Below are 23,517 nucleotides of genomic sequence, written 5' to 3' on the forward strand. Positions count from 1 at the left end.
ACTCTCAATTTGGCGAAAAACTTGGTTAATAATCACATATTACCCCTATAACATGGATAATTATTGTTATAACATAAATAAATGTAATCTAATAAGTGTGAATACCACTCAATATATTGATAAATAATTAATTTTTCATCACCTAGGTGTTTACACCTAAAAATATTCACACAAACAGACTAAAGTAATTAAAAAACTCAGATGGTAGCCCTGACAAGCAATAATGATTAGCAGACAAATATCAAATTAGACTTGTCTATTTTTTATTGGTTATATCAATAACTTATAGATTTTCATTCGGGTGTTTTTGCTCTAAGACTACTCATAATCTGAACATTTCAAGCGTACTATACCAATAATGACGATGTAGGAATTTTTGTGAATAACATACGTAATGTCATCAACCAACTGCCTTTTTTACTATTATTTATCATGACTCTTGGCATGTTCACAAATGACACCCAAGGAGTTTTAAACATATCAACTGCATTGCTTTTTGTATTTACTGTATATATTGCAATTACAAAAAAAATTAACGTACTTAGTGGGCTAAGTCGACTCATTAAAGGTCGAAAATTTTTGTTCCTTTTTTTAGCTTGGTGCTTATTTTGTGCAGCCTTCTTTACATATTCAGGTTTTACCGCAGATGCTTTCAAAGCGATATTTGAGGATTGGCGTTATATTCTTGTTATTACGTTATTCTTGATTGTATTTCAAAATGATCAGAGTAAATCCCAAAAAGTCATCACATATGCCTTGATTTCCACTCTAGCATTTATTCTTTTTATTACGCCTATTTTAAAAATTATAAAAGGTAGTGACATGCCGATGTATCTTCAACTGAGGTATGGGTTTGCTCAGTATATGACACTACTTTTTCCTTTTACATTTAGCGCTATTTTTCTTTTTAAGAAGAAGCCATTAAAAATCTTAATGCTATTTCTTTCTATTATGGCATTTCTATTTTTACTCTATACTGGTAGCCGAGGCGGAATTTTATCTATTTCTATTGAGGTATTAATCTTATTAACTTTACTATCAAATAGTTACAAAAAAGCCTTTGTTCGCCTGTTCTTGGTGGGAGCTGTTACCTTATTACTTACTGTAATATCATATTTAAATATTCCTCAAGTAAAAAATAAAGTAAACCAATCACTATACTCAACAAATATTACATCAAATAGAGATGTTCTCATTGAAACTAGACTACCTATCTTTTCTAAAGACCTATCAAGTTTACTTTTCGGAGTAGGCTACGGTTCTGTTGCTTACAATCAATTTTTGCATGATAACAATGCGCAACATGTTGTTGGTAAATTTTCAGAAAAGAAAAATTCTTATGTTTTTCATAATGATGAACCTTTCTTTCTTAATCTACTTTATAACATTGGTTTTATTGGGTTAATTCTGTTTAGCATTACATTTTTTATTAATATTAGAGATCTGATTAAGAGCATTCGAATTGAAAAAAATATTCTTAATATTGGTTTACTGGCTTCATCCATCGGCTATTTTTTAGTCTATTGCCTATTTGAATTTATCTTCTTAGATATCTTTATTTTGTACAACATACTCACCGCGATCTTGATAAATAACGTTTTGGTGAAAAAATGACACAAAAAAGGCCATCAATACTGATGGCCTTTTTTGTGTCATACTTAATGAGATGCTTTTTTCATTAAGTATTGAATTGTCGTCACAATAAACTGAAGATATTTACCATTTCTTCTGAGATGCGATTTCTTTCGAGAAAGCTGCTTATAACCTTCCGGTTTTAGTAACGGTATATTCTTCCATGGTGAGTTTTTACGAGCACGTTCTAAATAATCATACTCTTCATAAAAATTTGCCCACTCATGGAAAGGCTTGGTTAGCCCCACAAAATGAATAAAAACTACGCTGCCTGGGATCTTAGCCAGATGCCCCTTGCTCGTAATATACCAATCAAGAGAAAACATATAATTATAGTTTTCACTAATATTGATTAGCTTATCGTTGAGCAATACATTTAGTGCATCTTGGTCTGGGTGTGAGAAATCATTTTTTTCAACTAACTCAATAACCTTGTTTGGAATATCATTCTCAGCCAGATACTTGAGAGACATATATAAAAAACCTGAGTTAAAATACTTACTCATATCGATCGATAAACGTTGTTTTTCACTACAGAATTTATCTTTCACTGCATAAACAAAGGTATTTTCATCAAATTGTAAAGTCTTTAACTCTGCCATATTGCCTTTACAAATGATGTCAGCATCAAGGTATAACAAGTTATCAATGGTATCCGAAAGATATGAAATAATGAGCAATCTAAAATAGATTGCATGGCTCCACGCTTTAGATGGAAGCGGTAGCTGCTTAAATTTTTCGTTATCAATAAAGTAGATAGTTAACTTATGTGGAGTATTTTCGACTAATCCACGAAATAGTTTTTCATCAGGTAAATTATCGACAAAAAGGTGAAAATGGAAATTTGTTTCTTGATTATTGAGAAGAACCGATGCAATTGACGTACCGACACCGTATAAAAACTTCTCATCAACACCATAGCCAATGTGAAAATAACTATCTTCACTGTTTTGATTATCGTTTATTTTTATCAATGATTTAATCATATCATTGTTTATCATGTCGTTACCTTTTACCTAATCAATCACAATGTTTGAATAACTGTCTATGATGCTAATATTGAGTATCTTTTATAAACGATATTTTAAACTTCTTTGGCGAATTTTTTCTGCTCTTTGCTCAGAGATTCGCATTAATCGTTGCTCTTTCTTCAGTATCTCTTTTAACGGCATTTCAAAATAAACCTTCATAAATCGGAAAATATCTCGCTGAGTTAAACCGATTTCTAATGATGAAAAGTATAAACCAATTAAGTCCTTATTTCGCCAGCGGGTAGGAACTGATGACCGTAGCTGTGCGCGATGCAAATCGATGACTGAGATTTTTAAATCTTGCAGATTTTCTGTGAACGGTAGATGCAGTAAGAAATGGCAAATATAACAGTCGCGATGGTTAATACCGATGCGATGCATCTTACGTACCATCTCGGCAACTCGCCGGATCAACATTTGCTTAGTTTTGAATTTAGGCGGCTGAGTGGCCCAATTAGCGCAGTAATCTTCTAAACTCACTGTTGGAGTGAGGTCTTCAGTAATAATAAATGAATGACGTCGAAGTGGGTTCCACCCTTTTTGCCCGAAAGCGCGCCCGTTCATGGTATCAACGCCAGCTTCAGTCAATCGATGAATTGCATTCCATTCACGATCTGCACCTAAAACAGGTAAACGGAATGAGAATAAATTCTTCAAAACCTCTTTTAGCGTCGTGCCATAGTGAATCTTAATAAAATAGCTTTTATCATCAATCTGAAAACGCAATGTTCTGCGCGTTTCCAATGCACGAAAAACTTCACCATCCAATTTATCTGTTTCAACAAATGGGTCTTTATCTTTCCACAATTCGTTAAAAGGCGCTTTTAACTCAACCATTAGAGCATCCTAAAATAATATCGGCCGCTTTTTCCGGTAAACTGTACAGATCTTCTGTGTCTGCATAGTATTTAGCATTGTTTACCCATTGAGCTCGTTTTTGTGTATCTTGCAGGCTATCGCATAGCGCCTGATTTAAAACTGCCTGTTCAAACGGCTCATTGACCACAACGCCACACTGGGCTTTGTCGATAAACGACGCGTAACCACACACTTCCGTGACAATAATCGGCAGTCCCGCAACAATCGCTTCAAGTAGGACAATCCCAGCCGCTTCTTGGTAAGCCGGATGCATCAAAATATCCGCAGCGGCCATTAGCTCTGCAATATCATTGCGCCCGCTAAAAAATGAAACTTGTTTAGCAATTCCCAACGCTTCCGCTAAGCGTTGATATTTAGCGGGTTTGTCTTGCCCTACCACCATCAATAATGTGTTGTTTCTGATGCTTTCAGGTAATGCAGCCATTGCTTTGAGAGTTCTATCAACGCCCTTGCGTTTAAAATCGGACCCAACTTGAAGCAGCAAAAATGCAGACTCGGGAATTTGATTCTTTTCTCGATAGATACGTTTAGCATCCGCAATCTGTTGGTCATATTTTCGGTCAACGGCGATACCCGGAGGAAGCATATGAAAACGGTCACTTTCAGTTCCATAATGCTTTTCAAAATGGGCAATTTGATGAGGAGTAAGCATCATTAGCTGCGTTTCCTTTCCTTTTTGGAAGACGGCTTTTTCAAAAGCAGCATAATGTTTATAGCGCGGAGTCAGCTTATAGAAAAAACCTTTTTCTTCAGCCACTTTTTGCGCATAACAAACATCCGCAGCAAAATATACATCCAAATCAGGCATTTTATTAAAGCCAATGATTCTATCTGCAGGATGTTGCTTCAGATGTGCCATGACCCATTCACAGTATTGGGCATTTCGTCCATGGTTAGTGCCTGAACTGGTAGGAACAATAATAATTTCAAACTGTTCCGGACGTTCACCTTCCCATGATTGGGTATAAACACGAATATGGTGTCCACGAGCTTGGCAAGCCATCGCAATACGTAAAAAGTCGCGTTGTAGCCCACCAAATGGAAAATATTTATACAGACAAAATGCCAATACCATCTTAGTACCTTCCCATCATTGAGCGCATATTCATCGGTAGCATTTGCTCCGTCGCTTCAATCACATCACTCGCAGGGATCACGGAGAGATATTTTTTATTGCGGTCTAGTTCATCTCTAGGTGGCATATTTTCATAATCTCCTGCCCAGAATTTCACCACATTATCGCTCCATGGACGCCAGAAAATATGGTTTGTGGCGCCAAATAGGCACACGATGGGAGTTTTAACCGCGGCAGCAATATGCATCGGTGCAGAATCGACGCCAATAAAAAGAGCGGCGTGCGCAATTAATGCACCTAATTCAGGGAAGGATGTTTTTCCTGCAAGCTCAGTCGTTGGCTTGGTTTGGCAATTTTCCGCAATTTCATTCACACACGCTAAGTCTTCTTTGCTTGGGCCCGATGTTAATACCACTTGATAGCCACGAGACTGCAATGCATCAATGACGGCTGAGAATTTTTCATTATCCCAACATTTAAAAATTTGCCGGGCAGTAGGCTGGATCACGACATAGCTGCTGTGAACGCCAAGATCTAACAGTCTTTGATCAATTTTTTTCCAATCATCTTCCGCATAAGACATAGTTAGGTCTGTTTTGAATTCTTGGATCCCTAACGGCTTTAATACAGAAAGATTGTTTAAAACAACATGCTCCCCTTCAGGGGGAGTAAGATGCGTAAAGCTATTTCGCCAAAATTTCGAATCACGATGACCGAAATCGTGCGAAATCTTAGTTTCTGCGGGAATGGCGCGAACGAGTAACGAAACCATCCATTGGTCAGCAAGGTTAACGACCAAATCATATTGATTACGACGTAATTTAAACAGCAGACTTAAAAAGTTGCAGGCTTTGCTCAAACCACCACTTTTCTTACCTTTCATACCATATAGTGTATGGATCTCTTGGTTTTCCGACAAAATGGGAATGGTGTCCTGATAAAGCAAAACATCAATCTGGGCATCAGGATAATTTTGCTTTAATGAGCTGATAACAGGCGTCGTCAGTAGCATGTCACCATGAAACCGCATCTTGATTACAAGAATTTTTTTATACTGTTTTTTCACCAGGAGCTCTTAATCAGGTCTAGTAGATAAATTGATATGGATATTTGACAATAAAATGCGTTATTAATTCCATGAATACTGAATATGTTACTACGTTCAGATTAATGGTTATAGTTTTTAATCAATATCCCAGTGGATAGCCACTTTATGGCTAATTTTTGACATAAAAAAACCCAGCCTAAGCTGGGTTCTTCGTACGCAGAAAGCAAAATTATTTGATTTTTGCTTCTTTGTAGATCACATGCTTACGAACAACTGGATCGAATTTTTTCAGTTCCAGTTTTTCTGGCATTGTGCGCTTGTTCTTCGTAGTGGTATAGAAGTGACCTGTACCTTCAGAAGAAACCAGCTTGATTTTCTCGCGAATACCTTTAGCCATTTTTTAGCTCCTTAGTACTTCTCACCGCGGGTACGCAGTTCAGCAAGAACAGCATCAATACCCTTTTTATCGATAACACGCATACCTTTAGCAGATACACGCAGTGTTACGAAACGTTTCTCAGACTCAACCCAGAAACGGTGAGAGTGCAGGTTTGGCAAAAAACGACGTTTGGTCGCGTTTAATGCGTGTGAACGGTTGTTACCGCTCATTGGACGCTTGCCGGTAACTTGGCAGACTCGTGACATGTCTATTCTCCAAAAATCTAATCAGCTCGAGCTTTTTTGTTCTGGGCTTGACTGCCTCGTCAGGCTTAGGAGCCCATCTCAGCAAACTTTTAAGTGATCAACAAAATATCTTTATCTTAGCAAAAAAATTTACTGAGATAGGCTCTTCTCGTCAAACCCGAGATCCTTAAAGGTGGCGTAGTATACGCTTTCAATCGTTTTCACTCAAGCCCAACACAGCAAAAGTTGTCATTTTTTAGTCAAAAAAATGATTTTACAGCCATCCGCGCTCAGCAAATGAGGTACAAGATTTGTGTCCAACCACAAAATGATCAAGTAATTTAATCCCCATCATGTCACAAGCACTCTGAATTCGCTCAGTCACATACTTATCTGCCATGCTTGGCTCGGGGTTTCCTGATGGGTGATTATGGGCAAGCACTATCGCTCTGGCATTCATTTTCATGGCAAACCGGATAATTTCTCTTGGATGCACTTCAACACGATTGATTGTGCCTTTAAACATCTCTTCATGGCAAATCACCTGATGCTGATTATTCAAAAATAGCACCATGAAAACTTCTCGCTCCTGCCCTGAAAATAATTCAAGCAACCTCGATTTCAATGTATCGGGATTATCCATCACATCATCACAAAGAACTTGCGCAGAGAAACAGCGCCTTGCGAGCTCACTCGCTGCTTGCAATTGGCTTAATTTACAAACCCCCAGCCCTTTACATTCAATCAGCTTTGCGTAGTCAGCTTGCACTAATAAATAGAGTGAACCAAACTCATGAAGTAAGCGCTGAGCAAGTTGTAAAACGGGTTCACCCCGTGTTCCAGTGCGCAGAAAAATCGCTAATAATTCTGCATCTGATAATGATGCAGCCCCATACGCCAACATTTTTTCTCGTGGTAAAAGCTCCATATATTCGTGCATCGACTCACCCTCTTTCGCGTCGTTGCCCTCTTTGTAGCCAACCAACATGCTCAGGGCAATCATCTAAACTAGCCTTTGCGTAGCGCTTCGCAAAAATAGCATCGGGATACAAAATCGGCTCTCTCACCAAGCTCATTGATATGGTAAGATGCCCCCCATGTTGACCAAATCGGACAGAGACCATGACTCAACAAACTTCAGTTAACTCATTATTAGGTAAGCGAATTGTTCTTGGTATCAGTGGTGGAATAGCCGCTTATAAAATTCCTGAACTCACTCGCCGACTGCGTGATGAAGGGGCATCTGTACGTGTTGTCATGACACCTGCGGCAAAAGCGTTCATTACACCTCTCACGTTGCAAGCCGTTTCCGGTTATCCGGTCGCTGATGATTTGCTAGACCCTGCCGCTGAGGCCGCAATGGGTCACATTGAATTGGCAAAATGGGCTGATATAATTATTTTAGCGCCAGCAACTGCCGATTTAATCGCACGATTAAGTGCTGGCATGGCGAATGATTTACTCACGACTGTTTGTCTTGCATCTGCGGCGCCTATTGCCGTCGTGCCTGCGATGAATCAACAAATGTATCGCGCAGCGGCAACACAGGATAATTTAATCAGACTGCAACAACGCCAGTGTATGATTTGGGGCCCTGATGAAGGCAGCCAAGCATGTGGTGATGTCGGTCCCGGGCGCATGATTGACCCATTAGCGATTGTGAAATTAGCTAGCCAGCATTTTCAATCATGTTTAGATCAGCAATCCCGTTCAGATCTAGACGGGATTTCAATCATGGTCACGGCAGGCCCAACCCGTGAAGATTTAGATCCTGTACGCTTTATCAGTAATCACAGTTCTGGAAAAATGGGTTTTGCTATCGCGCAAGCCGCCAGTGAACGCGGAGCGAATGTCACTCTCGTTGCTGGCCCTGTTAATCTAGTAACACCGAATGGTGTAAACCGCATTAACGTGACGAGCGCCCTTGAGATGTATGAACAAGTACACCAGTCTATTACTGAGCAAGATATTTTTATCGGCTGTGCTGCGGTGGCAGATTACCGGGCTAAAACTGTCGCTGAAAATAAAATTAAGAAACAAGGGGATGAAGTTTCCATTACCCTTGTACAAAATCCTGACATTGTGGCAAGTGTAGGAAAACTGACGCAAAATCGTCCTTATGTAGTCGGTTTCGCGGCAGAAACCCAAAATGTCGAAGAATATGCACGACAAAAGCGCCAACAAAAGCAACTTGATTTAATTTGTGCGAATGACGTTTCCTTAGCGGATAATGGTTTTAATAGTGATAACAATGCACTACATCTATTTGATGCCCACGGCGATGTTCGATTACCACACAGTAGTAAAATTGAATTAAGCCACCATTTACTTGACGAGATACTCCAACGTTATGAAAAAAATCGATCTGAAAATTCTTGATGCCCGTATTGGGAACGAGTTTCCACTGCCAACTTACGCGACCACTGGCTCTGCGGGTTTAGATTTACGTGCATGTCTTGATGCACCTATCGATTTAGCGCCGGGTCAAACTGAATTGATCCCAACGGGTCTAGCTATCCATATTGCGGACGAGCAACTTGCCGCAGTGATCCTGCCGCGTTCAGGTTTAGGTCATAAGCATGGCGTTGTACTGGGTAACTTAGTCGGTTTAATCGACTCTGACTACCAAGGCCAACTGATGGTGTCTGTATGGAACCGTGGCGATAAAACATTCACCGTTGAACCAGGTGAACGTATGGCACAAATGGTCTTTGTTCCTGTTGTTCAGGCACAATTCAATATTGTGGATGACTTTGACGCGACAGAGCGTGGTGAAGGCGGTTTCGGTCACTCTGGTCGCCAATAATGGGTCTCCAATAAGTCGAACCTATTCACGTTGAAATACCGAATATAGGCGTCCTACAAGCGCCTATATTTATGAATAAAAACAATCAGTAAGGTATTTATTTACCTCGTGAATAGCTTAGATTTGGTTATAATCTCTACATATTTTAAATCTGTTTTATTCTGAGTGTGACTTTACTCAGAGCGAAATTTTGGATAGTTTGTCTTGCTGTTTTAGCAGGGGTCTTATCAGACATGGCAGAGAATACAATACAAAAACGTAACAGACGTGATGAGATTTTACAGGCTCTTGCGTTAATGTTAGAAAGTAGCGATGGTAGCCAGCGTATTACAACGGCAAAACTCGCTGCGACAGTCGGTGTTTCAGAAGCTGCACTATATCGTCATTTTCCAAGCAAAATGAAGATGTTCGACAGCTTAATTGAATTTATTGAAGATTCACTTGTTTCCCGCATCAACCTGATTTTAGCGGACGAAAAAGATACACTTGTCCGGATTAAACTGGTTTTAGCGCTAATTTTAGGTTTCTCTGAGAAAAACCCTGGATTAACGCGTATAATGACGGGTCATGCGCTAATGTTCGAGCAAGATAGGCTGCAAGGGCGCATTAACCAATTATTCGAACGTATCGAATCACAGCTGCGACAAGTATTAAAAGAGAAAAAAATCCGTGATGGACACGGTTTTATCCATGACGAATCACTATTAGCTTCTCAACTATTAGCCTTCTGTGAAGGTATGCTGTCCCGCTTCGTACGTTCTGAGTTTCGTTACCGTCCAACGGTAGAATTTGAAACTCGCTGGCCTTTAATTTTGGCTCAGCTACAATAACCGCTTATTTATACTACTCACCCCGCCCATTATTGGGCGAGGGCTTTTTTTCAATTAAATTCCGTACTGATCACGATACGCTTTCATTGCAGCAAGATGCTGTTGCATATCTTCTTTTTCCGCTAAATACGTAATTAAGTCGCTCATTGTGATGATCGAATACACTTTACAGCCATAATCACGTTCCACTTCCTGCACCGCAGAAATTTCCCCTTTCCCTTTTTCTTGACGATCTAAACACAGCAACACGCCGCTCAACGTTGCTTCTTGCTGTTTGATAATTTCCATCGACTCACGAATTGCCGTACCTGCCGTAATCACATCATCAACGACCACCACACGGCCTTGCAGTGGACTACCCACTAATGTGCCGCCTTCCCCGTGGTCTTTCGCTTCCTTACGATTAAAACAATATGGCATATCAATATCATGATGTTCCGCCAATGCGACTGCTGTTGTGGTCGCAATCGGAATACCTTTATAGGCTGGGCCAAAAATCACATCACACTCAATTGCACTTTCTTTTAACGCTTGTGCATAAAAACGACCGACAAGAGCCAAGTCACGCCCTGTATTAAATAGCCCCGCATTAAAGAAATAGGGACTCTTACGACCTGATTTCAGCGTAAACTCACCAAATTTCAGTACCTGTTTTTTCATGGCAAGTTCAATAAAATCGCGCTGATAGGCTTTCATTGGTCATTCTCCTCAATTAATTTGTATTGGTCTTTTTTTGAAACGACTTTCGCGGTTTATCTTCATCAGTAAACAACTTAATCAATAAACTGCGGGCATAAAAAAGGCGACTTTTCAGCCGCCTATTTAATAATAAATTTATTTCAGCGCTTCTCGCTGAGCTTCGAAAATGGTATCTAGCCCCGTTTTCGCTAATGCTAAAAGAGCTAAAAGCTCTTCATGGCTGAATGGTTCGCCTTCTGCGGTACCTTGTACCTCAATCATTCGACCATCATCCATCATTACGACGTTCATATCCGTTTCTGCAGCAGAATCTTCAACATACTCCAGGTCACACAGCGCTTCTTGGTTAACGATACCCACAGACACCGCAGCAACCATGGATTTCAGAGGGCTTTTCGCTAATTTGCCTTGAGCAACCATGTTATTCAGTGCATCAACCAATGCAACACATGCGCCGGAAATCGCCGCAGTACGTGTACCGCCATCTGCTTGGATAACATCGCAGTCCAACGTAATGGTGTGTTCGCCAAGTTTTTTCAGGTCAACCGCCGCACGTAATGAACGCGCGATCAGTCGTTGAATTTCCATAGTACGACCGGTTTGCTTCCCTTTTGCCGCTTCACGTTGGTTACGGGAGTTCGTTGCGCGAGGTAACATACCGTATTCTGCGGTTACCCAACCTTGTCCCTGACCTTTTAAGAAACGAGGAACACCTTCTTCAACGGTCGCGTTACATAACACCTTAGTGTCGCCAAACTCAATAAGAACAGAGCCTTCCGCGTGCTTTGTATAATTACGCGTAATTTTTATTGGACGCATCTGGTCTGCTAATCTACCTGCTGGGCGCATGGTGTTATCTCCGTTATCAACTCAAATTGGCACGTATTATACGTTGTTAATCGGATAATGCCTATCCTGTCATCCGTCATAGCGCTATAATCCTGTTATCTCAATGAATGATAGGAACGAATTATGATCCGTAGTATGACTGCTTTTGCCCGCCGTGATATCAAGGGTGAATGGGGGAATGCGGCTTGGGAGCTGCGTTCCGTAAACCAGCGTTATTTAGAAACCTATATCCGTTTACCCGAGCAATTTCGCAGCTTAGAGCCAGTTATCCGTGAACGCCTTCGTTCCCGCCTAACCCGTGGTAAAGTCGAATGTAATCTGCGTTTTGACTTAGATGGTGCTCACCGTGGTGAGTTACTACTCAATGAAGATTTAGCTCGCCAGCTGATTAGCGCAGCAAACTGGGTAAAAAATTACAGCCACGAAGGTGAAATTAACCCATTAGAAATCTTACGCTGGCCGGGTGTGATGTCCGCTGGTGAACAAGATTTAGACGCGATTAGTGAACAGTTAATGGCTGGCTTAGATGAAACCATCGATGCCTTTATCCAAAGCCGTGAAGCAGAAGGTGCAGCGCTGCATAGCCTTATCGAGCAACGTCTGGATGGTGTTTTGGTTGAAGTTGCCAAAGTTCGCCAACATATGCCTGAAATCCTACAATGGCAGCGTGACCGTCTACAAAGCAAGCTAGACGATGCCCAAATCCAAGTAGACAGTAATCGTTTAGAGCAAGAGCTGATTTTACTGGCTCAGCGCGTTGATGTCGCTGAAGAGTTAGACCGACTGGAAGCGCACGTTAAAGAGACACGCAATATTCTGAAGAAAAAAGAAGCTAGCGGTCGTCGCCTCGATTTTATGATGCAAGAGTTTAACCGCGAATCAAACACCCTTGCCTCTAAGTCTATTAATAGTGAAGTGACTAACTCTGCTGTTGAACTTAAAGTGCTGATCGAGCAAATGCGCGAACAGATTCAGAACATCGAATAAAATTCACTTTTCAGAGTAACTTCAAGCCAGCTTATTCACTGAATTCGCTGGCTTTTTTATTAAGTCAAACTCAACCTTAACCCGCTTTTGCCATTTCCAACGGTTTCTCACGCTGGTGCTTATAATGGAAAGAGAAGTAGAAAATCACGGCCAATATTACGGTGTAGGACGAGAACACCAGCCAAATTGACTGCCAATCCTTCACGCCATCCACACTAAAGTAGTCGACGACCAATCCGCTCAATATCGCCCCAAAATAGGCGCCCACACCATTCACCATGGTCATAAACAACCCTTGAGCACTGGCACGCATACGGTGATCCACTTCCTGCTCAATAAAAATAGAGCCGGAAATATTAAAGAAATCAAACGCACAGCCATACACAATCATCGACATAATTAAGAACATCAAACCGATAGTCGATGGGTCACCGAATGCAAAGAAACCAAATCGTAATGTCCATGCCAACATACTGAGCAGCATGACGGTTTTAATGCCATAACGCTTTAAAAAGAATGGAATAGCAAGAATAAATGCCACTTCGGCCATTTGGGAAACTGACAGCAAAATCGATGGATACTGAACAATCAAACTGTCTTGATACAGCGGGTTACGCGCAAAATCATGCAAGAACGGGCTACCAAACGTATTGGTAATTTGCAGAACCGCGCCCAGTAGCATCGCAAACAGGAAAAATACCGCCATAATCGGCTTTTTGAACAACACTAAGGCATCTAACCCAAGCTTGCTCATCCAACTGGTGGTAATCGCCTGCTTATTCACTGCCATTTTTGGTAATGTCAGGGAATACATCGCGAGCAGCAACGAACAACTTCCCGCCACATACAGCTGCATACTACTCAACTCAAACTTCAGTAAACTAATGCTCCACATCGCCGCAATAAATCCTACGGTACCAAATACACGAATGGGCGGGAAATTAGCAACAGAGTCTAGCTGATACTGACTTAGCGATGAGTAGCTAATGGTGTTCGACAAGGCAATCGTCGGCATAAATGCCATCGCATTAATTAACATTGCCCAGAACATCACTGAAGGATCCGCCACCGTCGCAGCGTAAAACAATGAACCCGCACAAATAATATGGCAAAGCATATACAGGCGGTTTGCAGGAATATATTTATCCGCAATGATGCCGATTAATCCGGGCATCAAAATAGCGGCAATCCCTTTCGAGCTGTACACCATACCGACTTCAGCCCCGGAGAAATCCAAGGTTTTCATCATGTAGGCACCCAATGTCACCAGCCAACTTCCCCAAACAAAATATTGCAGAAAAAGCATGACCTTTAAACGAGACTTAATATTCATACTAGGCTCCGTTTGGAGTGAATTTGGCGGGTAACATTCTCAGCTCGGCAATAATGCCCCAAAGGAAAACCGCTCCCGCACTGTCTTTCTATTAATTTGATAAAAAGCTTAATTTGATAAAAAGTTAGAAACGCTCAATCACACCCGTCACTAATTTTAAGAAGGTTGCCTTCACTTTTTCTGCTGTTTCAATCACTTCATCATGGCTTAAAGGCTGTTCTAAAATGCCGCACGCCATGTTGGTCAGGCAGGAAATACCGACTGTTTTAATCTGAGAATGGTGAGCCACCAGCGCTTCAGGTACGGTAGACATTCCCACCGCATCAGCGCCAAGAGTTCTGATCATGCGAATTTCGGCTGGCGTTTCATAGGTTGGGCCTGTCCACCACGCATACACGCCTTGGCGCAGAGACACACCTTGCTCCTTCGCGACATCCAAAATCGTTTGGCGCAGCTCTTTGTTGTACACTTCGCTGACATCCAGGAAACGTACACCCAGTTCTGGGTTGTTTGGTCCCATTAAAGGGTTATTCGCCGTCAGATTAATATGGTCGGTGATAACCATTAGGTCGCCCGGATTAAAGTCAGTATTCACCGCTCCGCAGGCGTTGGTGATGATCAATTTTTCCACACCCAGCGCTTTCATTAAACGCACAGGGAACGTCACTTGATCCAGCGAAAAACCTTCGTAATAGTGAAAGCGACCTTTCATCGCCACTACCGTTTTGCCTGCAATCGTCCCGATCACTAATTCGTTCGCGTGACCTACCGCTTCAGACTTCGCAAAATGGGGTACTTCGCTATAAGGAATATGCACCGCATTTTCTAACGTATCAGCAAATGGGCCTAATCCAGACCCTAAAATGATCCCAACAGTGGGCTTCATATCCGTACGAGATTGGATAAAACTCAGGCTTTCTAAGATATCTTTGGTGTTGTGCATAATGCGCTCCGCAATCAAATCAAATAAAGAAGATGATTGGGATAATAACGTAATTAGAAAATCTAACAGCGATCTTAATCTCATTTTGAGAAAATGTTAATAAACATGACATCTGTTAAAGTACTCGCCATGTGAATCTGTTAATCTTGAATGATTAGCTTTATAACTGGATATTCCACTAGCGAAAACAGGAGGGGGAGCAATTGTTACACCGTTTATTGAACGAATTTCGCACATCCAAAAATTCCAAAACTCAAAAACTCAAAACGCTGTATCGGCTGATCCTCAACCACGGACCAATTCGGGCGGAAGCGCTAACCTCCCTCGCGAACATGAAACCCGCGACCTGTGCCAGGCTCCTCGATGAACTAAGTAAATGCCAGTTACTCTCCACGTCAGAACTTGGGGAATCAACGGGAGGACGCAAACCCATTTTGTACAGCGTCAATCCTGCTGATGGCTACTTAATTGGCATTGAGATGAGTGATATTTACTCTACGATTGTGCTGCAAAATCTGAAGTTAGACATTCTTGGCAAAGTCAAAATCAAGTATGAGCACCTCGAAACTGCCGAAAATATGCTCGACCACCTACTGGACAACGTGGATGACCTACTTGCTAAGCATCAGTTAGATACTCAAAAAATCCTGGGGATCGGCATTGCCATCGACCATATTTTAGAACGCGATAAAGTGCCTTATTCTGACTACAGCGCACGGATTCAAGCGCTATATCAGTACATTACCCAGCGCGTTCCCTGCTTTGTTCTATTAGGAAGTGGTATCAGCTTCGCGGCCTTTGCGGAGTACCGTTTACGCTACGCTTCTGACAGCCAACGGTTCTTACTCACCACTTGTGATACCGACATTCGCAGCTCAACCATTATCAACAACCAATATGCCCCAACGCCAATAAGCACCGCACAAGCGTTCGGCCATACCACTATCGACATCAACGGTCAGCGTTGTGAATGCGGTTCATTTGGTTGTTTGAAACAGTACAGTTCCTTGCACGCCATTAAATCTCGCGTGATTCAACATTTAAGACTTGGCAAGCCATCGGTGATTAACCAACTCGTCAAATCTGAGGATGAAATTAACTATCACACGATTTTTCAGGCACTTGCCCAGAATGATGAGGTGTGTCTTAAAGCCTTAGAAGAAGCCGCGTATTACTACGGTATCGCCATTGCCAACGCGGTATTAATTACTCAAGCGGATGTGGTGGTTTGCGGGGGAACCCTCACCCCAAAAAACCATTTCTTTGAGATGACCAAAAAATCCATTGAGCAAAAACTCTCGATTTTCCCGCATATCAAACCGCGCATTTACCCAGCTAATGATTCTTATGAAATCGTCGCTCAAGGTGCAGGTGGAATGGTGATGGAAAGCTATCTCTCTGAATGACAATGGATACAAATAAAAAATGCCCCAACCTGTGGGGCATTTTCATTATAAATCACTGGTGACTATTTAATCTTAGTCATTACCAAACAAGTCACGGGTATAGACTTTATCTGCCACATCATCCAGCTCAGGCACCATGCGGTTTGCCAGAATAATGTCGCTTTCTGCTTTGAAGGTTTCTAAGTCACGGATAACTTTTGAGCGGAAGAATTCATCTTCTTTCAGTACTGGTTCGTAAACCACCACTTCAATCCCTTTGGCTTTGATACGCTTCATTACACCCTGCACCGCAGAAGCACGGAAGTTATCGGAGCCGGCTTTCATCACTAAGCGATACACACCCACTTTACGAGGTGCTTTAGCAATAATCGCATCCGAGATAAAGTCTTTACGCGTGCGGTTAGATTCGACAATCGCGTTAATTAGGTTGTTCGGTACATCGTCGTAGTTCGCCAGTAACTGCTTGGTGTCTTTTGGTAAGCAGTAGCCGCCATAACCGAAGGATGGGTTATTGTAGTGGCTGCCGATACGTGGGTCTAAAGAAACCCCTTCAATGATTTGACGCGCATTCAAACCACGGCTTTCTGCGTAAGTGTCTAATTCGTTGAAGTATGCCACACGCATGGCTAAGAAGGTGTTGGCGAACAGTTTAACCGCTTCGGCTTCAGTCCCGTCAGTAAACAGCACCGGTACATCTTTCTTAATCGCGCCTTCTAACAGTAAGTCAGCGAAAATCTGTGCACGTTCAGAACGTTCTCCCACCACGATACGGGACGGGTACAAGTTATCCCACAGCGCGCGACCTTCACGTAAGAATTCTGGGGAGAAAATCACGTTGGTGTAACCGAACTCTTCACGCAGACGCTCTGTAAAGCCCACTGGAATAGTAGATTTGACGATAATGGTCGCGTCTGGGTTCAGTTTGTTCACATCGTGAATAACGGATTCCACGGAGTTAGTGTTGAAGTAGTTAGTTTTTGGGTCGTAGTCTGTCGGGGTCGCCACAATCACGTATTGCGCGCCAGTATAGGCTTCGACTTTATCTTCGGTTGCACGGAAATTAAGCTGTTTTTCCGTTAAAAACTGTTCGATTTCGGTATCGATAATTGGGGATTGCTTATTATTAAGCATCGCCACTTTTTCAGGAATGATATCCACCGCCACCACTTCGTGGTGTTGGGACAGTAACATGGCGTTAGACAGACCGACGTAGCCGGTACCTGCGATTGCTATTTTCAAACTTGCCTCTCAAATCCTTCTGCGGATATTTCAGGTGGTTTATGATATCGATGGTCAGTATTAACGGTGATAATACGATTTATACCAGTCAACAAATGCCTGAACACCCTGTTCAATAGAAACTTGTGGGCGATAGCCGGTGACGTTAAACAGGTCTTCGGTGTCTGCCCATGTCGTGTAAACATCTCCCGCTTGCATCGGTAAGAAGTTCTTAATGGCTTCTTTTCCTAACGCATTTTCCAATGCAGAAATAAAATCGATCAGCTTCACTGGCTGCCCATTCCCAATATTATAAATGCGGTAAGGTGCGCTGCTTTGCGCTGGCGAATCAGAACGATTTTGCGGGTCTGCTTGCGGAATTATATCTGAAACGCGAATAACACCTTCGACAATATCATCAATGAAAGTGAAATCACGGCTAAGATCGCCGTTATTATAAACATCGATAGGTTCACCCGCTAAGATAGCTTTGGTGAATTTAAACAGTGCCATATCTGGGCGTCCCCACGGGCCATACACGGTGAAAAAGCGTAAGCCTGTCGTCGGCAGCTGATAAAGATGCGAATAAGAGTGCGCCATTAACTCATTGGCTTTTTTGGTCGCGGCGTACAATGAGATAGGGTGATCGGTGGACATATCGGTGGTGAATGGCATTTTGTCGGTTACGCCATACACCGAACTTGAAGAGGCATACACCAAGTGTTTCACTTTCGCTTGGCGGCAGCCTTCTAAAATCGCCAAATGCCCATTCAGATTGCTATCAGCATAGGCAAATGGGTTTTGTAATGAGTAACGCACCCCTGCCTGTGCGGCAAGGTGGATAACGCGGTCAAAATTCTCTTGAGTACACAGCACCAGCACTTTTTCGCGGTCAGTGATATCAAGAGGAATAAACCGGAACTGCGGATATTGTTCAAGAATATGCAGTCGAGACTGTTTCAATCCCTGATCATAATAGGCGTTCATATTATCGATACCGATAACTTCATGCCCACTTTCTAACAGTCTTTGACACAATCTAAAACCAATAAACCCGGCACTTCCCGTGACCAAATATTTCATATTCGTTATCTTCTTACGTTATTAAATGATGGTTTATCAACATTCTAGCACTAATTAGAGATAAACTACTTGGTCTCATCTTTATTGGCGACACCGAGCACATGATAAATATAGTGGCGATAACCATCGAGTAACTGCTTATCTTCACAGTCATTCAGTTTACCGTCGCATAAATGACGCATCTTAATGTTTGCTTCATAGAATGGCGAAACTTTTAAGTTCGCGCGTTCCAATAACATGCCGCCAAGGAATGAAATATCCGTTAACTCACCCGTTTTAATTTCAGTACCCGCTTTGAGATTATCTCTTAGGGTAAACTGCGTCGCATAAGCAGGGGACGATAATGTGGACTGATATTTATCTAAGCTGATCCCCGGTTGATGGTCTCCAAAATAGAGGAACATCATTGGACGCTGCCGCTTTTCCATAAACGAAACAAAGTCACGAATGGCATCATCAGAGTGGACAATTTTTTCCATATAATGACTAAATTCGCCCGCGGAATCTTTATTATCTAGCTTATCTTTAATTCCGTAATCATCACTGTGCCCTTCTTTATAAGGCCCGTGTTCATACATGGTTAGTGCAAAAATAAAGACGGGCTTGTCCGTTTCTGTTGCCAAAATTTCTTTCACGTACTTCAGCATATCTTCCGTGCTGATCGTCCATAAATTATCTTGCAACTTACCGGGATAGCCTAACTCTTGAGGCTGAATGATACGGTCAACGCCCAGCGTTTCATAAGCGTGACCTGAATGATAAGCCCCTTTATTAAACGGTGTTAGGACAACCGTGTAATAACCGTTGGCTTTCATCTCTTTAAATAAGCTGTTATTTAAATGATCGACCACAAAATAGAACACACCACTTTTTTGTGCCCCGAAATCATCGCTATTTAACCCCGTTAATGCGGAAAACTCAGATAACCATGTTCCACCACCAAAGGTTTGTACGCGCATCGGACTATGTGCAGTTAAATTGACATCTTGCTGGAACATAAATAACTCTGGCAGTTTCGTTCCCGCAGGTAAATCATAAACTTTTGGGTCAACCGTAGATTCTTGTAATAACAGCAGAATGTCAGGCTTTTCGGTTTGTGCATTATTTGCCACAGAAACATTGTTTGCTAAAGAAACATTCTCAGCTTTTTGCTCAAAATAGCTCGCATCACCGACAAAATGCGGTGATTTGTATTTCGCATTCTGTGCAGACATCACCAAGTTAGTCACTGTACCGCGGCCTTTCGGCAAGGTTTGTGACCATTTATCAAAGTAATGCGCACTTGCCCAATCCGCCCCGAAGTAGCCCACGATGACCATGAGCACACTAACCACGCGTGATACCTTGCGTTTACATGGTGTAGATAAACGCCAACTGATCACACCGTTGATGATAAGCAGAATAAATAACGCAAGTACCGCCACCCCCGCCAACCAATAGTGGCCTAATGTCCCTAAGTTGGAGGTATCCGTCATCAAATTAATATCAGTAAAGAAAAGTTGCTCTTTATAATAGTGAACTTTCAACTGGTTAAAGATTTTGATGATAATAAACAGGGTACTCGTAATAATTGCAGAGAAAACCCAGCGAGCAGTAACTGTAAATAAAACACCAAATATGACAGCGTAAACACAAATGGAAATCAGACCAGGATAAATAACGCCGCTTTTTTCAAAGACTAAAAATAGCGAGCCAATAAAAATCAGCGCCAGATAAATACTCGCAATTAGTTTTTTATTCATTTGACTTCCACAATTCACAAAAAGGTATCGAGGTTAATAAAACTGCCAGCATTATAATGGCGGAAACCCTACAATTTATTCAACAAAAATGCCTTTGTCTCGTAAATAATGCCCATCTTCTTTACGACGAGTAAAGCCGCTTTTATCAAAGAACTCGAGAATTTGAATCGCCAGTTTGCGACCAATACCCAATTCATTACGAAAATCAGCGGCAAAAATCACCTCGTGCTCAGCACAGTGGCACGAAATAATTTGGGCAAATTGACGGATCTGTTCGCTGCTATAATACCTATCACGCACAATCGCCACGATCAGCCCCATTTGTGCAGCTTTTTTCAATATACGGCGAATAGTATCTTCATCGTGACCCGTTTCTACGGCAATATCGCGTACCCAACGAGCTTCAGGATGCGTGAACAGCCCTTCCACTTGTTGCCAAATACCTTGCTGCTTGGCATCAAACACTAGCCCATGCTGCGGCATATGCAGCCAGCCACGAGTCTGCTTAATCGCCCCCTCGGCAATCAAATCATTAATCAATTTGAATACTAAGGTTTCATCCATCGTGGGTAGCGCCATCCGTTTCAATCGCGCTTTACCCACACCAATCTGGTCACTATGAACTTCATTGAAGTTTTCGAGGGATTGAATCAATTTATCCTTGGCAACCTGCGCCTTAAACGCAGAAAGTACAACATCGCCGACACGGACGATATCAACTTGTTCCAGCAAGGAATCTAATGCCAACTGAGTTAACTGACGCGACCAACCGTAACAGTTTAAGTCTAGCTCACCGCTGGGTAACTGTAGGTTAAGCTGTGTCAGCTCATCATCCGTTGCACATAAACGAGATAACCAATCGAGGAACTCAGGCTGTCTCTTACCACGACGCGGAGAGACTAAGCGAATAACACGCGCACCAGCCAAGGTGTGTCGCGCACTAATATCGCGAATAATTAATCGGTCATTATCCACCAGCCACAGTGGCGTATCTAAAATCAGCTCGGCCAACATCGGCGTTTCGCCTGATTCCGTCAGCAAAGAGACCCGCCCTGTAATGTGACTTGCACCGTGGTAAAGATGCACGGGTTGCCAATGCTTGAGTGGCGCATCGCAGGTCAACTCCACTATCACTCGAGAAGCGATAAAAGCAGGTTGCTCCGCCAGCAGCCAATCACCGCGGGTTATCGATTCTTTATCGATGTTCCCCGTTAAATTCAGCGCGACGCGATCCCCCGCTTGAGCAAACTCTGCGACTTGATTTTGGCGATGAATACCACGAATACGAACCGAAGTATCAGCCCCCGTAACCCATAAGGATTCACCCACACTCACTTTACCCGCAAGCGCCGTTCCCGTAACCACAATCCCCGCTCCTTTCACATGGAAAATACGGTCGATGGCTAAACGGAAACGCTGTTGCAGGTCAGTAGAGGAATTGTGTTGTTGGTGCAGTTGCTGCAAGTCTTGGCGCAGTGCATCAATGCCCAGCCCTGTACTTGCTGAAGTGATAAATAGTGGCGCATTCAACCAGCCTTGGCGACGCAGTTCAGTGTGAACCTGTTGAGTGACCTCAGTCACTCGCTGCTCATCAACACGGTCGGCTTTAGTTAAAATCACCGAGACATCTTGGCAACCCGCAAGTCGTAAAATCGACAAATGCTCAAGGGTTTGCGCCATGATTCCATCGTCGCACGCCACCACCAGTAGGGCATGATTAACCCCACCGATCCCCGCCAACATGTTCGCGAGGAATTTTTCGTGTCCGGGGACATCAATGAAACCGATTGAGCTACCATCAGATTGTGGCCAATATGCATAGCCGAGGTCGATAGTCATTCCACGTTTCTTCTCTTCTGGAAGATGCGCGGTGTTCACGCCAGTCAGCGCTTGAATTAACGATGTTTTACCATGGTCAACATGACCGGCTGTCGCAAAAATCATGACAATAACGCCTGCACTAATTCGTGTTCATTCTCAAGGCAACGTAGGTCTAGCCACAGTTTGCCCTCTTTTAAACGCCCGATAACAGGCTGAGGTAATTGACGCCAGTGGCTGGCAAGGCGCTCTAAATTACCGCCTTTTCCATCAAGAGGCGCGAATGTAATCGCATAGCTGGGTAATCGGTCAACGGGAAGAGAGCCACTACCGATTTGCGATAAGCAAGGCTCAGCCTCGACAAAGAAGCGATCCCCATAATAGGCTTGCAGCTTCACGAGGATATTCTCGGCACTCTGCCTAATTTCTTCTTGGGAACGTGTTAGCCAACGTAATGTCGGCAGTTCAGTGGTGAGTTTTTCTGGAGTTAAATAGAGTTTTAGCGTCGCTTCTAACGCAGCAAGCACCATTTTATCTACGCGAAGGGCGCGTTTTAAAGGGTGTTTTTGAATGGCATCAATCCATTTTTTCTTACCGAGAATGATCCCCGCTTGAGGCCCTCCCAGTAATTTGTCTCCTGAAATAGAGACCAAATCAATGCCTTGAGATAAATATGCTTGTGGCATCGGCTCCGCTGGCAATCCATACGCGGTCATATCAATCATCGACCCACTGCCTAAATCAATCGCTGTCGGTAATTGGTATTTTTGCCCTAAAACAGCCAGCTCTTCCCCTTCAACTTCCGCGGTAAAGCCTTCAATGCTGTAGTTACTGGTATGTACCTTCATTAACAACCCAGTTTGGTCATTAATGGCATTTTCATAATCCCGTAAATGGGTTCGGTTAGTAGTGCCCACTTCAACCAATTTACAGCCTGCCTGTGCCATTACATCGGGAACACGAAATGCGCCCCCAATTTCCACCAGCTCACCGCGAGAGACAATCACCTCGCGCTGCGGGGCTACCGTGGCTAATAGCAGTAAAACCGCCGCCGCATTGTTATTCACAATACAGGCATCTTCTGCCCCTGTGAGTTGGCACAGTAAATCAGCAATGGCGCGGTCGCGATGCCCTCGCGTTGCGCCATCAAGAGAATATTCTAACGTGACTGGTGAACTCATCACTTGCGAAACAGCATGAATAGCAGAGTTGGACATCACTGCACGCCCTAGGTTGGTGTGCAACACAGTCCCCGTCAAATTAAAGACGTTTTTTAACGCACTGTGTTGCAACTCATCATGGCGAACAGAAAGTTCTGCTAACCAATCACCGTGCCAATCCGGCAAACATCCGTCTTGTGCAATAGACGCTCGCGCTTGTTCCTGCATTTCACGTAGGCATTCTGTTACCCAATGCAGACCCGATTTTTCCACCAATATCTGTGCTTCATCGCATTGTAAAAGCTTGTCGATGGCAGGTAACTGGCGGTATAGCGCGACATTCGATTCATCCAT

General features: G+C 42.8%; 22 protein-coding genes. 6 read left to right on the forward strand and 16 right to left on the reverse strand.

From position 1 onward, the window contains the following. Nucleotides 1–378: 378 nt before the first annotated feature. Entirely contained in the window at nucleotides 379–1,614 is a 1,236-nt protein-coding gene (locus tag H0913_RS18445) for an O-antigen ligase family protein (protein ID WP_181477741.1), read from the forward strand. A 44-nt stretch (nucleotides 1,615–1,658) separates the two neighbouring features. Here the strand turns inward: H0913_RS18445 and H0913_RS18450 are convergent, their stop codons facing one another. From H0913_RS18450 to radC, 7 genes are all read right to left on the reverse strand, one after another. Then, nucleotides 1,659–2,633, reverse strand: coding sequence for a glycosyltransferase (locus H0913_RS18450; protein ID WP_181477742.1), 975 nt, complete (start codon nucleotides 2,631–2,633; stop codon nucleotides 1,659–1,661). Nucleotides 2,634–2,702: 69 nt separating this feature from the next. Next, nucleotides 2,703–3,500: a lipopolysaccharide core heptose(I) kinase RfaP gene (gene rfaP, locus H0913_RS18455; protein ID WP_181477743.1), complete on the reverse strand. Its 798-nt coding sequence runs from the start codon at nucleotides 3,498–3,500 to the stop codon at nucleotides 2,703–2,705. Next, the gene (locus tag H0913_RS18460) at nucleotides 3,493–4,617 is read right to left on the reverse strand and encodes a glycosyltransferase family 4 protein (RefSeq protein ID WP_181477744.1); all 1,125 of its coding nucleotides are present in this window, start codon (nucleotides 4,615–4,617) and stop codon (nucleotides 3,493–3,495) included. Before H0913_RS18460 ends, rfaP begins: the two co-directional genes overlap by 8 nt. A gap of 1 nt (nucleotide 4,618) precedes the next feature. Continuing rightward, on the reverse strand, nucleotides 4,619–5,683 hold the full coding sequence (rfaQ, locus tag H0913_RS18465) for a lipopolysaccharide core heptosyltransferase RfaQ (RefSeq protein ID WP_036950725.1): 1,065 nt from the start codon (nucleotides 5,681–5,683) through the stop codon (nucleotides 4,619–4,621). A gap of 211 nt (nucleotides 5,684–5,894) precedes the next feature. Then, a complete protein-coding gene (gene rpmG / locus H0913_RS18470) occupies nucleotides 5,895–6,062 on the reverse strand; it encodes a 50S ribosomal protein L33 (protein ID WP_004265124.1) in 168 nt (55 codons plus the stop codon). A gap of 11 nt (nucleotides 6,063–6,073) precedes the next feature. Further along, nucleotides 6,074–6,310 (reverse strand): 50S ribosomal protein L28, encoded by a 237-nt coding sequence (rpmB, locus tag H0913_RS18475; protein ID WP_004265123.1) that lies wholly within the window; start codon nucleotides 6,308–6,310, stop codon nucleotides 6,074–6,076. A 253-nt stretch (nucleotides 6,311–6,563) separates the two neighbouring features. Beyond that, the gene (radC, locus tag H0913_RS18480; RefSeq protein ID WP_154638304.1) at nucleotides 6,564–7,229 is read right to left on the reverse strand and encodes a RadC family protein; all 666 of its coding nucleotides are present in this window, start codon (nucleotides 7,227–7,229) and stop codon (nucleotides 6,564–6,566) included. A gap of 182 nt (nucleotides 7,230–7,411) precedes the next feature. On the opposite strand from radC, the gene coaBC reads away from it, so the two are divergent. The 3 genes from coaBC to slmA all read left to right on the forward strand — a co-directional run bounded on the left by coaBC (nucleotide 7,412) and on the right by slmA (nucleotide 9,925). Next, nucleotides 7,412–8,668 (forward strand): bifunctional phosphopantothenoylcysteine decarboxylase/phosphopantothenate--cysteine ligase CoaBC, encoded by a 1,257-nt coding sequence (coaBC, locus tag H0913_RS18485; protein WP_181477745.1) that lies wholly within the window; start codon nucleotides 7,412–7,414, stop codon nucleotides 8,666–8,668. Next, nucleotides 8,640–9,095 carry a dUTP diphosphatase gene (gene dut, locus H0913_RS18490; protein ID WP_154603302.1) on the forward strand — a complete coding sequence of 152 codons (456 nt, stop codon included), beginning with the start codon at nucleotides 8,640–8,642 and terminating at the stop codon, nucleotides 9,093–9,095. Before coaBC ends, dut begins: the two co-directional genes overlap by 29 nt. Nucleotides 9,096–9,328: 233 nt before the next feature. Beyond that, nucleotides 9,329–9,925, forward strand: coding sequence for a nucleoid occlusion factor SlmA (slmA, locus tag H0913_RS18495; RefSeq protein ID WP_154603301.1), 597 nt, complete (start codon nucleotides 9,329–9,331; stop codon nucleotides 9,923–9,925). Nucleotides 9,926–9,979: 54 nt separating this feature from the next. Here slmA and pyrE read toward each other — a convergent pair whose 3' ends face one another. Both pyrE and rph read right to left on the reverse strand, forming a co-directional pair. After that, nucleotides 9,980–10,621: an orotate phosphoribosyltransferase gene (gene pyrE / locus H0913_RS18500; RefSeq protein ID WP_154603300.1), complete on the reverse strand. Its 642-nt coding sequence runs from the start codon at nucleotides 10,619–10,621 to the stop codon at nucleotides 9,980–9,982. 138 nt (nucleotides 10,622–10,759) lie between these two features. Beyond that, a complete protein-coding gene (rph, locus tag H0913_RS18505; protein WP_036950714.1) occupies nucleotides 10,760–11,473 on the reverse strand; it encodes a ribonuclease PH in 714 nt (237 codons plus the stop codon). A gap of 123 nt (nucleotides 11,474–11,596) precedes the next feature. Between rph and H0913_RS18510 the strand changes: the two genes are divergently transcribed. After that, nucleotides 11,597–12,460: a YicC/YloC family endoribonuclease gene (locus H0913_RS18510; protein WP_132497006.1), complete on the forward strand. Its 864-nt coding sequence runs from the start codon at nucleotides 11,597–11,599 to the stop codon at nucleotides 12,458–12,460. Nucleotides 12,461–12,536: 76 nt separating this feature from the next. On the opposite strand, the gene H0913_RS18515 is transcribed toward H0913_RS18510, so the two are convergent. Both H0913_RS18515 and H0913_RS18520 read right to left on the reverse strand, forming a co-directional pair. After that, on the reverse strand, nucleotides 12,537–13,793 hold the full coding sequence (locus H0913_RS18515; RefSeq protein ID WP_036950710.1) for a nucleoside permease: 1,257 nt from the start codon (nucleotides 13,791–13,793) through the stop codon (nucleotides 12,537–12,539). 124 nt (nucleotides 13,794–13,917) lie between these two features. Further along, nucleotides 13,918–14,736 carry a purine-nucleoside phosphorylase gene (locus H0913_RS18520; RefSeq protein ID WP_036950708.1) on the reverse strand — a complete coding sequence of 273 codons (819 nt, stop codon included), beginning with the start codon at nucleotides 14,734–14,736 and terminating at the stop codon, nucleotides 13,918–13,920. A 203-nt stretch (nucleotides 14,737–14,939) separates the two neighbouring features. On the opposite strand from H0913_RS18520, the gene H0913_RS18525 reads away from it, so the two are divergent. Beyond that, nucleotides 14,940–16,142: an ROK family protein gene (locus H0913_RS18525; protein ID WP_181477746.1), complete on the forward strand. Its 1,203-nt coding sequence runs from the start codon at nucleotides 14,940–14,942 to the stop codon at nucleotides 16,140–16,142. 72 nt (nucleotides 16,143–16,214) lie between these two features. Here the strand turns inward: H0913_RS18525 and H0913_RS18530 are convergent, their stop codons facing one another. From H0913_RS18530 to selA, 5 genes are all read right to left on the reverse strand, one after another. After that, nucleotides 16,215–17,381, reverse strand: a complete 1,167-nt coding sequence (locus H0913_RS18530; protein ID WP_154638278.1) for a nucleotide sugar dehydrogenase — start codon at nucleotides 17,379–17,381, stop codon at nucleotides 16,215–16,217. Nucleotides 17,382–17,441: 60 nt separating this feature from the next. Beyond that, nucleotides 17,442–18,443 (reverse strand): NAD-dependent epimerase, encoded by a 1,002-nt coding sequence (locus H0913_RS18535; protein WP_108479134.1) that lies wholly within the window; start codon nucleotides 18,441–18,443, stop codon nucleotides 17,442–17,444. A 65-nt stretch (nucleotides 18,444–18,508) separates the two neighbouring features. After that, entirely contained in the window at nucleotides 18,509–20,185 is a 1,677-nt protein-coding gene (locus H0913_RS18540) for an LTA synthase family protein (RefSeq protein WP_181477747.1), read from the reverse strand. A gap of 75 nt (nucleotides 20,186–20,260) precedes the next feature. Further along, the gene (selB, locus tag H0913_RS18545; RefSeq protein ID WP_181477748.1) at nucleotides 20,261–22,129 is read right to left on the reverse strand and encodes a selenocysteine-specific translation elongation factor; all 1,869 of its coding nucleotides are present in this window, start codon (nucleotides 22,127–22,129) and stop codon (nucleotides 20,261–20,263) included. Next, complete coding sequence (gene selA / locus H0913_RS18550) at nucleotides 22,126–23,517, reverse strand: L-seryl-tRNA(Sec) selenium transferase (protein ID WP_154603197.1); 1,392 nt, start codon at nucleotides 23,515–23,517, stop codon at nucleotides 22,126–22,128. The genes selB and selA overlap by 4 nt, the downstream gene beginning before the upstream one ends.

Source organism: Providencia rettgeri, from assembly GCF_013702265.1.
In the GTDB taxonomy this organism is placed as follows: domain Bacteria; phylum Pseudomonadota; class Gammaproteobacteria; order Enterobacterales; family Enterobacteriaceae; genus Providencia; species Providencia zhijiangensis.

What these genes read in the sequence shown, in the direction of transcription:
- H0913_RS18450 (WP_181477742.1), bottom strand. Translation starts at nt 2,633, where the DNA reads ATGATAAACAATGATATGATTAAATCATTGATAAAAATAAACGATAAT.
- rfaP (WP_181477743.1), bottom strand. Translation starts at nt 3,500, where the DNA reads ATGGTTGAGTTAAAAGCGCCTTTTAACGAATTGTGGAAAGATAAAGAC.
- H0913_RS18460 (WP_181477744.1), bottom strand. Translation starts at nt 4,617, where the DNA reads ATGGTATTGGCATTTTGTCTGTATAAATATTTTCCATTTGGTGGGCTA.
- rpmG (WP_004265124.1), bottom strand. Translation starts at nt 6,062, where the DNA reads ATGGCTAAAGGTATTCGCGAGAAAATCAAGCTGGTTTCTTCTGAAGGT.
- rpmB (WP_004265123.1), bottom strand. Translation starts at nt 6,310, where the DNA reads ATGTCACGAGTCTGCCAAGTTACCGGCAAGCGTCCAATGAGCGGTAAC.
- radC (WP_154638304.1), bottom strand. Translation starts at nt 7,229, where the DNA reads ATGCACGAATATATGGAGCTTTTACCACGAGAAAAAATGTTGGCGTAT.
- coaBC (WP_181477745.1), top strand. Translation starts at nt 7,412, where the DNA reads ATGACTCAACAAACTTCAGTTAACTCATTATTAGGTAAGCGAATTGTT.
- dut (WP_154603302.1), top strand. Translation starts at nt 8,640, where the DNA reads ATGAAAAAAATCGATCTGAAAATTCTTGATGCCCGTATTGGGAACGAG.
- slmA (WP_154603301.1), top strand. Translation starts at nt 9,329, where the DNA reads ATGGCAGAGAATACAATACAAAAACGTAACAGACGTGATGAGATTTTA.
- pyrE (WP_154603300.1), bottom strand. Translation starts at nt 10,621, where the DNA reads ATGAAAGCCTATCAGCGCGATTTTATTGAACTTGCCATGAAAAAACAG.
- rph (WP_036950714.1), bottom strand. Translation starts at nt 11,473, where the DNA reads ATGCGCCCAGCAGGTAGATTAGCAGACCAGATGCGTCCAATAAAAATT.
- H0913_RS18510 (WP_132497006.1), top strand. Translation starts at nt 11,597, where the DNA reads ATGATCCGTAGTATGACTGCTTTTGCCCGCCGTGATATCAAGGGTGAA.
- H0913_RS18515 (WP_036950710.1), bottom strand. Translation starts at nt 13,793, where the DNA reads ATGAATATTAAGTCTCGTTTAAAGGTCATGCTTTTTCTGCAATATTTT.
- H0913_RS18520 (WP_036950708.1), bottom strand. Translation starts at nt 14,736, where the DNA reads ATGCACAACACCAAAGATATCTTAGAAAGCCTGAGTTTTATCCAATCT.
- H0913_RS18535 (WP_108479134.1), bottom strand. Translation starts at nt 18,443, where the DNA reads ATGAAATATTTGGTCACGGGAAGTGCCGGGTTTATTGGTTTTAGATTG.
- H0913_RS18540 (WP_181477747.1), bottom strand. Translation starts at nt 20,185, where the DNA reads ATGAATAAAAAACTAATTGCGAGTATTTATCTGGCGCTGATTTTTATT.
- selB (WP_181477748.1), bottom strand. Translation starts at nt 22,129, where the DNA reads ATGATTTTTGCGACAGCCGGTCATGTTGACCATGGTAAAACATCGTTA.
- selA (WP_154603197.1), bottom strand. Translation starts at nt 23,517, where the DNA reads ATGGATGAATCGAATGTCGCGCTATACCGCCAGTTACCTGCCATCGAC.